The 16,160-nt window shown below is 43.9% G+C and carries 9 protein-coding genes; 4 read left to right on the forward strand and 5 right to left on the reverse strand.

The annotated features are described in order from the left end of the window. Positions 1–19 precede the first annotated feature (19 nt). Both AC0VYI_RS12560 and nadC read right to left on the reverse strand, forming a co-directional pair. Positions 20–1,210 (reverse strand): acetate/propionate family kinase, encoded by a 1,191-nt coding sequence (locus AC0VYI_RS12560; RefSeq protein ID WP_199476390.1) that lies wholly within the window; start codon positions 1,208–1,210, stop codon positions 20–22. Between the two features lie 2 nt (positions 1,211–1,212). Next, positions 1,213–2,061, reverse strand: coding sequence for a carboxylating nicotinate-nucleotide diphosphorylase (gene nadC / locus AC0VYI_RS12565; protein WP_475449738.1), 849 nt, complete (start codon positions 2,059–2,061; stop codon positions 1,213–1,215). A 1,005-nt stretch (positions 2,062–3,066) separates the two neighbouring features. On the opposite strand from nadC, the gene aceE reads away from it, so the two are divergent. Together aceE and aceF are read left to right on the forward strand one after the other, a co-directional pair. Beyond that, the gene (gene aceE, locus AC0VYI_RS12570) at positions 3,067–5,733 is read left to right on the forward strand and encodes a pyruvate dehydrogenase (acetyl-transferring), homodimeric type (protein ID WP_475449740.1); all 2,667 of its coding nucleotides are present in this window, start codon (positions 3,067–3,069) and stop codon (positions 5,731–5,733) included. Between the two features lie 89 nt (positions 5,734–5,822). After that, positions 5,823–7,802: a dihydrolipoyllysine-residue acetyltransferase gene (gene aceF, locus AC0VYI_RS12575; protein ID WP_475449742.1), complete on the forward strand. Its 1,980-nt coding sequence runs from the start codon at positions 5,823–5,825 to the stop codon at positions 7,800–7,802. 95 nt (positions 7,803–7,897) lie between these two features. Here aceF and AC0VYI_RS12580 read toward each other — a convergent pair whose 3' ends face one another. Then, positions 7,898–9,070 (reverse strand): patatin-like phospholipase family protein, encoded by a 1,173-nt coding sequence (locus AC0VYI_RS12580; protein ID WP_475449744.1) that lies wholly within the window; start codon positions 9,068–9,070, stop codon positions 7,898–7,900. A 217-nt stretch (positions 9,071–9,287) separates the two neighbouring features. On the opposite strand from AC0VYI_RS12580, the gene pgm reads away from it, so the two are divergent. Further along, on the forward strand, positions 9,288–10,934 hold the full coding sequence (gene pgm, locus AC0VYI_RS12585; protein WP_475449746.1) for a phosphoglucomutase (alpha-D-glucose-1,6-bisphosphate-dependent): 1,647 nt from the start codon (positions 9,288–9,290) through the stop codon (positions 10,932–10,934). A 105-nt stretch (positions 10,935–11,039) separates the two neighbouring features. Here pgm and AC0VYI_RS12590 read toward each other — a convergent pair whose 3' ends face one another. Both AC0VYI_RS12590 and ydiJ read right to left on the reverse strand, forming a co-directional pair. Further along, positions 11,040–11,786, reverse strand: a complete 747-nt coding sequence (locus AC0VYI_RS12590; RefSeq protein ID WP_475449748.1) for a spermidine synthase — start codon at positions 11,784–11,786, stop codon at positions 11,040–11,042. Positions 11,787–11,872: 86 nt separating this feature from the next. Then, complete coding sequence (gene ydiJ / locus AC0VYI_RS12595) at positions 11,873–14,953, reverse strand: D-2-hydroxyglutarate dehydrogenase YdiJ (protein WP_475449750.1); 3,081 nt, start codon at positions 14,951–14,953, stop codon at positions 11,873–11,875. Between the two features lie 130 nt (positions 14,954–15,083). Here ydiJ and AC0VYI_RS12600 point away from each other — a divergent pair, with 130 nt between their 5' ends. Next, positions 15,084–16,079, forward strand: a complete 996-nt coding sequence (locus tag AC0VYI_RS12600; protein ID WP_475449751.1) for a 1-aminocyclopropane-1-carboxylate deaminase/D-cysteine desulfhydrase — start codon at positions 15,084–15,086, stop codon at positions 16,077–16,079. The last annotated feature ends 81 nt before the right edge of the window (positions 16,080–16,160 follow it).

Raw genomic sequence — 16,160 nt, forward strand, 5'->3', positions numbered from 1 at the left:
GCGTAAGACGCACTAATTGTTAGTTGTTAATTAGACTAAAGGTATCAAGCGCGATCACTAATTCTTCGTTAGTCGGGATGATCCACACCTTTGTATTGCTATGTCTTGTATGTATTTCACTGGCCATACCGCGAGGCGCATTATTGTTTTTATCTTCGTTAATGGAAATATTGAATGCTTTTAGGTTCTGACAAATAACGTGCCGTAAATAGGATGAGTTTTCACCGATACCTCCTGTAAAAACTAGGTGATCAATACTTTCTAACGTCGTTGCAACGCTTGCTAAATACTTTGCGGTACGTGCTGCAAACATATCCAAGGCAAGCTTTGCTCGATTGTCACCAGAAACCATGGCTTCTTCCAGAGTTCGGCAATCATTAGAAAGTTCCGAAATGCCTAACAAGCCACTTTTCTTATTTAAAATATCAAGCGCCTCATCGGATGATATGTGCTCTGCCTTGCTAATAAACGAAATTAAACTTGGGTCTAAGCTTCCACAGCGTGTTCCCATCATGAGACCTTCTAGAGGGGTAATCCCCATGCTGGTATCCGATGACTTTCCTTTATTGATTGCGCAGGTACTGGCGCCATTACCCAAATGGGCAGCAAGAACACCTTGCTGATGACTTTTGGGATCCAGCTCTGCGAGACGCTGACTGATATATCGATAACTTGTTCCATGAAAACCGTATTTTCGGAAATGGTGATCTCGATACATTGCCATTGGAATAGGGTAAAGGTATTGCACCGGTTCAAGCGTTTGATGGAATGCTGTGTCAAATACCGCGACTTGAGGTAGTCCAGGAAAAATTTGCATAGCAACTTCAATACCAATGACATGTGCGGCGGTGTGAAGCGGTGCAAATTGCGAGCAATCAGCAATACCCTGAATAACGTTTTGGTCAATCAGAACAGAGTGGGTAAAGGTTTCACCACCATGTACCACACGATGCCCAATGCCCACTAAGTTTTTTTGGATGTGTGGGTGTTCTTCTAGCCAATGTTTGATCTGGGTGACGGCTTGTTTATGGCTGCTGTCTTGTAGCGCTATGACCGTTTTTTCCCCCTCAAATTTAAAGCTAATAGAACTATTATCTGATCCTAACCGTTCGGCAATGCCTTCTACTATTAATGTTTGTCCAGCATTTGACAAAATGGCAAACTTGAGTGAAGAGCTGCCACAATTAATTACTAAGATGCTGTCTGCCATTGTTACTCCTGGTGTACTCGTAAAGAAAGGTCGATTGCTTGTACATGCTTGGTGATGGCACCAATGGAGACATAGTCAACTCCCGTTTTGGCGACCATAATCAATTTCTCTTGATCCATATTGCCGGATGCTTCAAATTTGACTTTGCCTTTGTGCTGCTCGACAGCAGTTGCCATATCTTCATAAGAGAAGTTATCTAGCATGATTATGTCTGCACCTGACTCTACTGCCATTGCGACTTCATCTAAATTTTCTGTTTCAACTTCAATGGTTTTACCAGGAGCAATTTTTTTTGCCATTGCAACGGCGTTTGCAATCGAACCAGCAGCCATGATGTGATTTTCTTTGATTAAAAAAGCGTCGTATAAACCGATACGATGATTGCTACTACCACCAACTCTTACGGCATGTTTTTGCGCTAAACGAAGACCAGGTAAGGTTTTACGTGTGTCTAAAATGGTTAAGTTGGTTGCAGAAACATCTTGTGAATATTGTCGAGAAATTGTGGCTGTGTAGGATAAGGTTTGCAGATAATTCAAGGCAACACGTTCACCTGTTAGGATGCTTCTAGCATGTCCCTTTAATGTCAGAAAGGGCTGATTAGGTTCTAAAAAATCCCCTTCATTATTGTGCCAGGTTAATGATACATGTTTTCCTAGCTGACGAAATACTTCTTCAACCCAAGCTTGTCCACACAAAACAGCGGGGTCTCTTGAAATAACGGAAGCAGTAATTTCCTGATCATCAGGAATGAGCTGGGCGGTGATGTCACCTGACCCTATATCTTCTTTTAGAGAGAAAGCAACGCTGGATTGAATGTGCTCTTTCAAATCCGCTGTAAAGGGTGTCATATTGTTTCCTTAAATAAAAACTTTGATGAAAACTTGTCATTGTAGCGCCATCATAAAGGCACGTCATGATGGTAATTATACAGGTCTTATGTGCCGTTATAGTTGGTATTTATTGTTGAATAATTTATAAGTAAGGAGTATATAGCATTGTCTCCCATCTAAGGGGCCTTCTAAGGCTTATTAAAACTAAGGCTTATTAAAACGCCTTATAAGCAATTGTTTAAAGCTTGCAACAGTCTGTTTAACACGCAGTTTAGTTCATGAAGATGACCATACCTCCATCTCTACACTGTTTAAATCTCCATTGAAAGGGGGATTTAAGTATAAAAAATAAGCAATTAGCCCCGAGATTCATAAAATTTATGGCTATGATGTCTTGCGTGAATGTTAACGATAAATATGTTGATTTTAAAGGTCTGAGCTTGTTTTTTTACACGTAAGTATTGATTTAGGTTTGTTGAATTATGCATTTTTATGGGGTATCCGATGCCGATATGCTCGCTACACTCTAGGCTATTTTGGCATTCAGTGTTAACCTAACGGTTGATTTTGCAGTGTTTATAGAAAATCAGAGCCTCGAAATCGTTTTATCGCTAAGACGGTTTCTCGGATCAGCGGCCGTGTTTGAGAGAAAAATGTCACTCATTACATGGCTTGCTAGCAAGAATTTTTATGCTTTTTATGGTGTCTTGAACAACGAGACGTAATGTCCACAAAAAGCGAACAGCAGACTTGAAAAAACAAGTCTATTTGGAAACGAACTCAGTGATATTTTTGGTGATCGAAAGCATAGGTAGTGTCTCCAAAAATAACAAATACCTACTTAGATAAATGGAAAAACGATGCCTTCATTGCAAAAGTAAGACATCGTTTTTCTTATGTTGACTGGTTTTTGTCGCATTATTGCTATAAATTTCGCGGGTTCGTTTAAGTAGCCTCCAAGGTTAACCAATAAAATCCTTGGTAGGTTGAAGATCTGTCCTAATAGCGGGGGTTATTAACACTATGACGGAGCAGCATATCCTCGAAGATATCGATCCGATCGAAACTAAAGAATGGGTTGATGCAATCGAGTCTGTCCTTCGAGAAGAAGGGCCAGAGCGCGCACAATACATCTTGGATCGTTTAACAAAAGAGGCTGCGAAAGCAGGCACACCAATGCCAGCCTCCATTACAACGTCTTACCGAAACACAATTGCTCCTCAAAATGAGAAGACATTGCCGGGAGATTTATTTATGGAACGTCGTATTCGTTCCATAATTCGTTGGAATGCATTGGCAATGGTAATGAAAGCGAATCGTCAGGATTCAACTCTTGGTGGTCATATCACCAGTTTCTCTTCTGCCGCAACGCTTTATGACATTGGCTTTAACCACTTTTTCCGTGGGGCTGATGGCAAGCAGGAAGCGGATATGGTTTTCTTCCAAGGCCATATTTCACCAGGTATCTACGCTCGCTCTTATATAGAAGGGCGTTTAACGGATGAGCAATTGGATAATTTCCGCCGCGAAGTGGACGGTAAGGGTCTTTCCTCTTATCCTCACCCATGGTTGATGCCGGATTACTGGCAGTTCCCAACTGTGTCCATGGGACTTGGACCAATACAAGCGATTTATCAAGCACACGTTATGAAGTACCAGCATAGCCGTGGCTTGATTGATCAAGGTGACCGTAAAGTATGGGCGTTTTTAGGGGATGGTGAGTGTGACGAGCCAGAATCCCTAGGGGCAATTGCACTTGCTGGACGTGAAAAGCTAGACAACTTGATTTTCGTTATCAACTGTAACCTTCAACGTCTTGATGGCCCAGTTCGTGGTAACGGTAAAATTGTACAAGAATTGGAAGGTGTCTTCCGTGGTGCTGGCTGGAATGTCATCAAATGTTTATGGGGCCGTCATTGGGATCCATTATTCGAAAAAGACGACAAGGGCTTATTGGTTAAACGTATGGATGAGGTTTGCGATGGCGAACTTCAAAACTACAAAGCCAATGGCGGCGCTTACACTCGCGAACACTTCTTCGGTAAATACCCAGAATTGCTCGAAATGGTTAAGGACATGTCTGACGATGACATCATGAATCTTAACCGTGGTGGTCATGACCCGTATAAAGTGTATGCAGCTTATGCGGAAGCAACCTCTCATAAAGGTCAGCCTACTGTTGTCTTGGCTCAAACAGTCAAGGGCTACGGTATGTTTAAAGCGGCTGAAGCGCAGAATACAGCCCACCAAACTAAGAAGCTAGATGAAGAGTCTTTGGCACAATTCCGTGACAAGTTTGGCATTCCAATCAGTGACGAAGAACTGAAGGATTTACCTTACTACCGCCCAGCGGAAGACAGTCCAGAAATGAAATACTTACGTGCCCGCCGTAAAGAGCTGCATGGAGATTTCCCTGTTCGTCGTCGTGAGTGTGAAGCACTTGAAGTTCCATCATTGGAAGCCTTCAAATCTCAAATTGCTGGTACAAAAGGCCGTGAAATTTCGACAACCATGGCCTTTGTTCGCACTCTTAACGTCATGGTTAAAGACAAGAATATCGGTGAACGGGTAGTGCCCATCGTTGCAGACGAAGCACGTACGTTTGGTATGGAAGGTATGTTCCGTCAGCTGGGTATTTACTCATCTGAAGGTCAGCGTTATACACCACATGACCATACGCAGATCATGTATTACAAAGAAGATGCGAAAGGTCAGATCCTTCAAGAAGGGATCAATGAGCCTGGCGCATTCTCAGCGTGGCTTGCACTAGCAACCTCTTATAGCAACAGTAATCTGCCAATGATTCCTGTGTATGTCTACTACTCAATGTTTGGTTTCCAGCGTATTGGTGACTTAGCTTGGGCGGCAGGGGATTCACAAGCTCGTGGATTCTTGATTGGTGCAACAGCAGGTCGAACAACGCTAAACGGTGAAGGCTTACAGCACGAGGATGGTCATTCTCATATCCAAGCTGGCTTGATTCCAAACTGTGTGTCTTACGATCCAACTTACTCATACGAAGTCGCGGTTATCGTTCAAGATGGCTTACGTCGTATGTATAAAGAGAAAGAAAGTGTTTTCTATTACTTAACAGTAATGAACGAAAACTATGCTCATGAAGACATGCCTGACGGTGTTGAAGAAGGCATCATTAAAGGTATGTATAAGCTTCATACTCATCAGAAGAAAGGCAATAAGAAACAAGTGCAACTACTTGGTTCTGGCGTGATTCTTCGTGAAGTGGAAGCGGCAGCAGAAATTCTTCTTGAAAATTACGGTGTAAATTCGGATGTTTGGAGTGTGACTTCATTCAATGAACTTCGCCGTGAGGGTCTTGATGTAAGCCGTTGGAACATGCTTCACCCTGAAAGTGAGCAACGCCAGTCTTACGTTGAAACATGTTTAGCAGATAAAGGGCCTGTTGTTGCATCAACAGACTACGTTAAATTGTTTGCTGACCAAATTCGCCCATTTGTGAAGGGTACTTATAATGTACTCGGTACAGACGGTTTTGGCCGAAGCGATACGCGTGCGAAATTGCGTCATTTCTTTGAAATTAACCGTTATTGGGTTGTCGTTTCTGCGCTGAGTGCGTTGGCAAAAGACGGTGAAATCGATGCATCTGTAGTTAGCGAAGCCATTAAGACGTTTGGTTTGGATCCAGAAAAACCAAACCCTGTTACTTGCTAATTATATAACAAGCTAGGTATCTGACTCGATAGTGATCGAGTCAGATAAATTTATCAGTTTGATGCGTCTATATGACAAAGGAGATTTCCGTGAGTACTGAAATCATTCGAGTACCGGATATTGGTGGTGCGACTGACGTCGATGTAATTGAGGTCAGCGTAAAAGTTGGCGACATTATTGAGATCGACCAATCTATTATCGTATTAGAAACAGATAAAGCGTCTATGGACGTGCCTTCTCCTATAGCAGGTAAAATTACCTCTATTAAAGTACAAGAAGGCGATACTGTTTCCGAAGGTGATGACATTCTTGTGCTTGAAGTTGAAGCAGCTGAAGCCGCTTCTGAAGAGCCAAAGAAAGAAACACCTAAAAAAGAAGAAACTCCAACGGCAGAAGAAAAGCCTGCTCAAAAAACGACCATGCCAGCACCTTCCGAGCAAACTGTGTCTGTACCAGACATTGGTGGTGCGACGGGTGTAGACGTGATTGAAGTGTGTGTTGCAGAAGGCGATGAAGTGCAAGAAGGTGATTCCATCATCGTGCTTGAAACCGATAAAGCCTCTATGGATATACCAGCACCAGCAAGCGGTAAAGTGAAGAAGCTTTTGATTAAAGAAGGCGGTACCGTTTCTGAGGGAGATGAGATTCTTGTCTTGATGACTGAAAGCACGGCGACAACCTCGTCAGCGCCTTCCCAAGCTGAATCTGAGTCAGCGCCATCTTCTGACAAAGCCTCTGGTGAAGAGTCGTCTAATGCTACTCCTCAAGCGCAAGCTACTTCTGGCGGTGTTGAAAAAGTTGCCGTTCCTGATATTGGTGGCGCAGAAGGCGTTGATATCATTGAAGTATGTGTTGCTATTGGCGATAAGATCTCTGAAGGGGATTCCATCATCGTTCTAGAGACAGACAAAGCCTCCATGGAAATTCCATCACCAAAATCAGGCACGGTAAAATCCGTCTCTGTGAAAGAGGGTGATAAGGTTTCCGAAGGCGACGCTGTTCTTGAGATAGAAGTGGAGGGTGCTGCTGCACCAACCCCCCAAGCAGAATCACCTAAGCAAAACACGGTGTCAGAAAAAGAAACTGCGCCGAAAGCTGCACCTCAAAAAGCGGCAGCAGCGGATCAATCTGCGGTACTAAGTTCGCCAGCTAAAAACGTTCATGCAGGCCCTGCTGTACGTATGTTAGCTCGTGAATTGGGCGTAGATTTAGCGCTTGTTCGTGCGACAGGTCCTCGTGGCCGTATCACGAAAGAAGACTTGCATACTTATGTCAAAGCGGCTGTTCAAAAAGCTGCGTCTGCTCCTGTCGCTGGCGCGGTAACAACTGGTTCAGGTCTACCGACAGTACCAGATATGGACTTTAGCAAATTTGGCGACGTTGAAGTCGTTAAAATGAGCAAAATCCAGAAGTTGACAGCGCAAAACATGGTTCGCAACTCATTGGTTGTCCCCCATGTAACGCAGTTCGACAAAGCTGACATTACTGATCTTGAAGCTTTCCGTAAGGGGTTAAAAGGCGAAATGGAAAAACAAGGTGTGAAATTAACACCTCTTCCATTCCTTATTAAAGCGGTGGCACAAGCGATGGTTGCCAACCCCGCTTTTAATGTCTCTTTGATGTCCGACGGCGAAAGCTATGTTCAAAAACATTATGTGCATATTGGTATTGCAGTGGATTCACCCGCTGGATTGGTGGTACCTGTATTACGTGATGCGGATAAAAAATCGGTGGTTCAAATTGCTAAAGAAGCCAATGAGCTGATTAAGAAAGCTCTGGATAAGCAACTGAAAACCGCTGATATGCAGGGTGGCTGCTTCACTATCTCTAGTCTTGGGGCTATTGGCGGTACAGGTTTTACGCCTATCGTGAATGCGCCTGAAGTGGGTATTCTTGGAGTTTCTAAAGCCGATATTGAACCACGCTGGAATGGTAAAGAGTTTGAGCCTCGCACTATGCTGCCTCTGTGTTTGTCTTATGATCATAGAGCCGTGAATGGTGGCGATGCAGGTCGCTTTATGACCTATCTTAACTCATTGCTTAGCGATTTACGTCGCTTAACCTTGTGATGTCGTTTCGCTAAATTCGACACTAAAAACCGCTCACTGAGCGGTTTTTTTTGTTTTTACTTTGTCGATATGTCCATTCAAACTTCTTAGCCGACTTAATAAACCATTGCTTTATTACTAGAAGTTGTATTCTGTTCGTCGTTTTCAAAAAATTTAAGAATGTTCTCTTTTTCGAGCATGGCATCTTTATAACCAAGCTCCATCATGGCCTTACAATACTCTGGCGTGAAGAGTAAATAGCTGGCTGCAGAACTGGCCGTTTGGGAAATAGATCCCCCCGTTGCTTTAATAAGTACTCGAATGTTTTTGGGAAGGGTGTCGATGTAATGTTCCGCTATGGCGTTTACTTCTTCTGATGGTGAAATTATCAACGTTTCTGAAGGGAGTTCGTAAGGCCCACGCTTGTCTTTCGGAATATCTTGAATTAACTGATTCATAATCTCCAGTTGATGAATGTCATCCTCAAGGTTGTCAATAAACGCACTGTTTAGTAGCTGGCCTAATATTTGCGCGACACTTGGCGCTGAGTATTCGTCGGGGAGGTCGGATTGAAGGTTGGCTCGACGGTTGCCGCTGACCCCTATAATAAAGAGTTTTTTCGCTCCCATTTTAATGGCAGGGTAAATCGCCGATTTTTGTCTGATGGCACCATCTCCATAAAAGTGATTCTGAACCTTCTGGGCGGGAAAGATGCCAGGAATTGCACTGGACGCTAACAAATGTTCAGTGGTAATGCTCTCGAGAATGCCACGTCGCCTGTTGTCATGCCAAGGCCCTATCATATCAGAGCCCTGCATAAAAGTAGTCGATTCCCCTGTACTGTAGCTCATGGCGGTGACGGCCAATGCAATTAAATTCCTGTTTGCAATAGCTGTGTCAATGTTTGAAAAATCAAGAAAATTATCGAGAAGCTCTCTTAGCGGAGCGTTGTCCATCAAGGCTATTGGTGTTGCGTGGTTTTGTGTATGAAATAATGAAATGAGTGTTTTGGTAATCGAGGTCGCAATCGGCCAACGCCCCATATTATAGATTCTTTCCGGGGTTAAATGACGCCAGACAAAAGCTAATTTAGAAACGGCTTTGGTAAAGTTCCCTGCATTGGTGGCCAACATAGTAGCGTTAAGGGCTCCGGCGGAAGTGCCACAGAGAATTGGAAAAGGAAGCGGGCTGCCTTTTACCACCATTCTACCTATAGCGGAAAGCACGCCAACTTGGTAAGCCGCACGAGCTCCTCCCCCTGAAAGAATAAGCGCATTTTGATTCATCATAGATCAAAACCATCCTTTTTATTCTGAGTATGGCTTAAGTCGTGCTCGCAGGAAAGTCGGGAAAGAAGGTTTTCCATCGTATTTTTGGGTTATTTTGTAATGCAATCATCCCAGTAAGTGATTGAGTCATCATGGAAAACACTTGGCATGGCCGTTGAAACCGTCATAATAATAAGACACACTAATTCGTATCATTTTCTTAAGAGGCATTTGAGACATGGCAATTCATCCACGTGCTGGGCTGTTGGCCGAACAGGGCTCATTAGTGAATATTCCAGAACTAATGACGGCATATTTTATGGAAAAACCAAACGCTTCGATTTCATCTCAACAGGTGAGTTTTGGTACGTCTGGACATCGTGGCAGTGCTTTCCAGTCTAGCTTTAATGAGAATCATATTTTAGCCATTAGCCAAGCCATCGCTGATTATCGTCAAAGTCAGGCTATTCAAGGACCTTTGTATTTAGGGAAAGACACTCATGCGTTATCTGAGTCAGCTTTTCAAACGGCACTAAGTGTTTTAACGGCAAACGGTATTCGGGTACGAGTGCAAACAGGCGGTGGCTTTACACCCACACCGGTTATTTCTCATGCCATATTAACGCATAATGCCAAGGCCCCCCAAGCCGATAGAAGTGATGGTATTGTCATTACGCCATCACACAACCCACCAGAAGACGGTGGTTTTAAATATAATTCTATAAAAGGGGGCCCGGCTGACAAAGATATTACCGATTGGATTGCTAAGCGAGCCAATGCTTTGTTGGCAAGTGAACTGCTCGATGTGAAATCTTTTTCGAATGAAGAAATAGTGGCCTCAGGGCTGGTCGAAGAGTTTGATTACATTCAACATTATGTTGATGACCTTGAAAACGTAATTAATATGCCTGCGATTGCTAAGGCTGGCGTTAAAATTGGTGTTGATCCAATGGGTGGTTCAGGCATTCATTTCTGGGGCCCTATAGCGCAGAAGTATGGATTAGACATCACTGTCGTAAACAATGAAGTGGACCCAACATTTCGTTTTATGCCACTTGATAAAGATGGTCGAATTCGCATGGATTGTTCATCCCCGTATTCCATGCAGAACTTGTTGAAATTGAAAGATAATTTTGATATTGCCGTGGGCAATGATCCTGATTATGACCGCCATGGCATTGTCTGTTCAGGTTTTGGTTTGATGAACCCCAATGCCTATTTAGCGGTAGCAATTGAGTATTTGTCATCCCACCGTCCGGCTTGGTCGAAAGACATTAAGTTTGGTAAAACCCTCGTATCCAGTGGCATGATAGACAGAGTGGTCGAAGGGTTAGGCCGCCAGTTATGCGAAGTTCCTGTCGGCTTCAAGTGGTATGTTGAGGGGCTCTTTGATGGCTCGATGGCGTTTGGAGGAGAAGAGAGTGCTGGCGCTTCTTTCCTGCGTCACGATGGATCAGTTTGGACGACAGATAAGGATGGATTTATTATGGCCTTGCTGGCTGCTGAGATTTTAGCGGTGACAGGCAAAGATCCACAAACCTTATACGAAGAGCAAGTGGCTAAGTATGGTAAACCCTATTATAAACGCATTGATGTGGTCGCCACTCCTGAGCAAAAAAACATTCTTGGTGCCCTAGATAAAAAAGACGTTACGCAAACAACGCTGGCAGGTGAAGATATTGTGAGTGTATTGACTCATGCACCAGGGAATAACGCCGCCATTGGTGGTTTGAAGGTGTCGACACAAAATGGCTGGTTTGCTGCTCGCCCATCAGGAACAGAAAATGTTTATAAAATTTATTTGGAAAGCTTTATCTCAGAAGAGCATTTAGCGAAACTGGAAACAGAAGCGAAAGCCTTAGTTGACAGTGTTCTGCCAGCTTAGTTTACATAAACAATGTTCTCTCTACATGAGATACAAAAAGGACGCTCGCATGCGTCCTTTTTGTATTATTTAGGGTGTCATGCATAAGAAAGCGAAAAGTTATTGTTATTCAATAGTGTAAAGCCGAGATAACCACTTATTGAGTGGGAAACCAAGCTGTTGGCTTACTTTCTGAGCGATGGCCTTTAGCTCTTTGCTGTTCATCTCATTCTTAATTTTGCCTGCTAACACGACCCAGTTACCACTACCTGTGTCTAATGCGCGAATATCCGAGAATGAGGCTTTTAATGTCGACACTAAATGGGGGTCATCTTTATGGCTTAACCAACAGTTAAGAGCCAACCAACCGTCTTCTTTGATCTGTCTGGCACAGTTTTCAATAAAGCTTTTTTCTAGAACACCGTGCTCCATGCCATCTGTGTTATAAAGGTCTGTCATTAGAATGTCGACCTTTCGATTAAAACCTTTTTTAATGTACTCTTGGGCATCAGCGTGTTCGATTTGAATGCGTTTGCCTTGTGGTACCTTGAAGTACATTTTGGCCGATTCAATCACTTCTTCTCTTAATTCTACTGCGGTAATTTGTATGCTGGGTATAGCGTGGTAAAGCGCACTTAACAAGGTTCCGCCCCCCAAACCTAATATGCCTACTCGTTTGGGCTGTTGACAAAACAATAAGGTTAGCGTCATGGCCTGCGTGTACTCATGTTGCAATATATGGGGCGTCGCTAATTTGATACGACTTTGCTCGTCCCCATCAGCAAAAGATAAAATACGAAACTTCCCATCGTCATAAACACGAATGGGACCGAACTCGTCCGCACTGTCATGAAGCAAATTAAGATAATTCATGGTTTTCCTTTAAATAAATCGAGCCAGATATCAACTGGCTCGATTAGCAAGAACAAGTTAGAGACATCCTTATGAGACGCTCTGCCTTACGAAGTCACCGCCGATTGTTTAATATGTTTCAGCAGTATCTGGACAGGATGGGGGAGTGCTGCATCATCCAAACGCTTTGCCTGACTACGGCAAGAATACCCTGTAGCAACAAGTTTACCAGCAAGGGTTGGGTCATGTATTTTTTCTTTCCAGGACAGTTCATAAATGACTTTAGAAGTGTCTACATTATTGGCTTCATGGCCGTAGGTTCCAGCCATACCACAGCAACCTACATTTTCAACCTTTAGCGTCAAGCCAAGCAGTTTGTATACCTCTTGCCAATTCTTGATCGATCCCGCTGCATTGGTTTTTTCCGTGCAATGAGTCATCAAATGGTAAGTGCTGCCATCTCCACAAAGAGGCTGATTTTGTAAATGTTCGGCTTGCTCTGCCAACCATTCCTGCATGAGTTGAACCGTAGGGATTGGACGGCTATCGCCAAAGGTTTTGCTGTATTCTGATCGATAAGTAAGGGTTATTGAAGGATCAATACCAACAAAAGGCAAGCCGTAAAACGACAAGCTTTGCAACATGTCGAGATTTTTACGGGCGGCCTTCTCAAACGCTTTCATGAAACCATGAACATGCAGGGGTTTACCATTTGGTAGGTAAGGGGCAAGATAGGCTTGGAAACCAAGGCGGGTCAGCATTTCCATAGTATCCAGTACCAGTTCCGTCTCAAAATAGCTGGTGAAGGCATCCTGGACAATGATAACGGCACGCTTTCTATCTTTAGGGCTGAGTGATTCGATGGCCATAGGCGTAGCCAAGCGTATGCCTCGACGCGACATTTCTTTTTTTAGGTTGAGCGTGCTCAACGCCGGACTATCAGTTAAGCCAAAGTATTTACTGCTCAGTTGATTGATCCAACGGTTCTTAACCAGCCAATTATATGGCTGCGGAAACAGGGAGAGCGTTGGCATCATAAACTCGAGAGAGCCAATGAGATAATCCTTTGCAGGACGTAGGTAGCGGCTGTAATAGAGCTCTAAGAATTTGGCGCGAAACTCTGGCACATCAACCTTAATAGGACATTGCCCAACGCAAGATTTACATGCCAAGCAGCCCATCATCGACTCATGCACTTCGTTAGAAAAGTCATATTGTCCACGACGCTTGGCCAGCGTATTTTTTAAGCGAGGAATAAACCGCCATATAAAGTGGCTGTTTTTTATGTCTTGACTCGCTTTTAGCGTATCCACGCCATGTTCACTCATACTGCGCAGCCATTCACGCATCAGTGAAGCTCGCCCCTTTGGCGAATGACGACGATCGCGTGTACCTTTCCAAGAAGGGCACATGGCATCACTGGGGTCAAAGTTGTAACAGGCGCCATTGCCATTACAGTACATACCTTCTTTAAACTGATCTCGATTGTGCAAGGGAATTTGTCGATCAAATTGACCGCGTAACGGCACGTTATCAATTCTAAGAAGATCAGCACCCAGTTCAAATGGCGTGGCTATTTTACCTGGGTTGAGCTGGTTTCTGGGGTCAAAGGCTCCTTTGACTTGTTGAATGCTGGGGTAAAGTTCACCAAAGAAGGAGGGCGAATATTCAGAGCGAACCCCTTTACCATGTTCCCCCCAGAGCAAACCATGATACTTTTGTGTTAAAGCGACCACTTTATCGGTGATCTCGCGAATCATCGGTTCTTGGGATTCATCTTTTAAGTCCAACGCAGGGCGAACGTGTAAAACACCTGCATCAACATGACCAAACATGCCATATTGAACCTTGTAACTGTCTAAGACAGCACGAAATTCCATGATAAAGTCCGCGAGATTTTCCGGAGGCACGGCGGTGTCTTCAACAAATGGAATAGGACGCTTTTCTCCTTTGGCATTGCCTAACAGCCCAACGGATTTTTTACGCATTGCCCAAAGCTTATTGACATTTTCATGCCCCATAGCAACGGTGTAGCCTAGAGCGCTACTTCCAGATCCTTCTTTATTCGCGTCATCTAGCTTGTCTGTCAGCACCTTGATGCGCTTAGTGACTTCCTGCTCATCATTTCCCGTGTATTCAACAAGATTGATTCCTTGAATGTTTTCATCTTCATTTTCGGGAAAGAACTCAGAGACAGAACCCCAAATAATGTCGCCTTTCGCTAAGCCCAGCACTTTTGAGTCGACTGTTTCAATAGAAGCCGGTTTGGCCGCTAATAAATCCCGAGCGTGGCGAAGGGAGCCCTCGAAGCTATCGTAGCGGATGTTGACTAAGGCCGCATAGGTTGGGATCGGCAGCAAGTTAACTTTCGCTTCGACAATAAACCCTAACGTGCCTTCGGAACCACATAGAATTGAGTTTAAATTAAACTTTCCATCGTCCGTGCGGATGTGGGCCAAGTCGTAACCCGTTAAACAACGATTTAATTCAGGGAAAGTGTCACCAATCTCTTGCTGCTTCGTTTTTTGGATCGAATCAATTACCCGATGGGCATGGGCAACGTAATCGCTTCCAGACTTAATTTTCTCTAATGTATCATCATTGATGGGAGCCGACTCATGTAATGTACCATCTAAAAAAACCGTTTTGAGTGACAGTACATGATCTCGCGTTTTGCCATACATTACTGAGCCTTGTCCACTCGCGTCAGTATTGATCATACCACCGATCGTGGCCCGGTTACTGGTCGATAATTCAGGCGCAAAAAATAACCCATGAGGCTTAATAGCTTTGTTGAGCTGATCTTTTACCACTCCCGCTTCGACACGCGCCCAACCTTCTTCTACATTGATCTCAATAATACGATTCATGTATTTAGACAAGTCAACAATCAAACCATCCGTGAGAGATTGACCATTCGTACCAGTGCCACCACCACGAGGACTGAGCACAATATCGTGAAAAGCGTCCTCATTACTCAGCTTAACTAGACATTGCAGATCTTCAGCGGATTTGGGGTAAATAACCCCTTGAGGCAAGATTTGGTAAATGGAGTTGTCCGTTGACAAGACAATCCGGTTAGCATAATCAGGATTGGTATCCCCTGAAAATCCTGAAGCCTTCAGGCGCTCAATAAACGAGAGGTATTTAGCCTGAACGGGCGAGACTTCAGAAAGAGATGGAATCATGTATCTTTTACTCCGTTAATGATGACTGCCAAAATTTTAACAAAGAAATGCCATGCATAGGGACATTTGTTCTCTATTATCTTTGCCTTACTGTTGAACTTATTTTAAGGGCTGAGGTCAAACAACGAGAATGCAGTGGAATATTCCCTTATTTTGCTCCCTTCAATATGTGCTAGAATTCGCCTCGACTAACCATCGAGGCTTTTTTTTGTCCATTATTCAACCCTTTATCATTCCTAAGCGTTATGAAAATCTGCATAGGCAAGGCCAGTTCTTTGTCTATCGTGGTGATCTTGAACACCCTTATGCGCCGGGTAATAAGTGGCATAAACTGAAATATCATCTGTTAGAAGCTAAAGCACGCCAAGCGAAGTACATAGCTTCATTAGGGGGCCCATACTCAAATCATCTTCATGCATTCGCCCAGACGCTTAATACTCACCTAGAATTTAAAGCACTTGCCGTGATACGAGGAGAGCTCCATCCACGGTTAACACCAACATTACGTGATGTGGTTTGGAATGGTGTTGAACTGTGGCCTGCGTTAAGGCGAGAGTATAAGCGTGGCTTGAATGCGGATGTGGTAAAGCAAATTAATGCATTATACGGCGATGTTTATTGGATTCCAGAAGGTGGTGGCGGTGAGCTAGGTGCCAAAGGCTGTCTTGATTGGGCAAAACATATTGAAGCCTTAGATAATCAATATGATGCTTGGGTGGTATCTGCCGGAACGGGCACGACCGCAGCAGGGCTATTATCACATCCACAACCGGTTGATCTACACGTTATCAGTGCCTTAAAAGGAGCTGAGCATCAACGAGCTGATATCTTAGCGCTAGCCTTGTCATTAAAGACAATGAATAGCACACAGACTGAACTGGCCTTGGACAAACGCTTATTTTTTCACTCCGAGGCTCATGAAGGTGGGTTTGCCAAACACAGTGGGTCTCTGCTGGAATTTATTGACGAATGCAACGCAGTGAATCCTGACCTGCCGTTAGATCCTATATATACTTGCAAGACCCTTTTTTATGTTATGAAGCAATGGCATAAAGGAGACTGGCCCTATCGACGAACATTGCTAATTCATACTGGCGGGTTGCAAGGTTGGCGTGGTTATGCCTAAAACAAGATAGATCACCAGATAGCGGTCATAGCCTGCTTCATGTTAAAGTGGCGCGGCACGCAGGCAATAAAAAGAGCATAA

This window comes from Marinomonas sp. 63XJN7_9_ISO-PGPR-S23-217, from assembly GCF_056173515.1.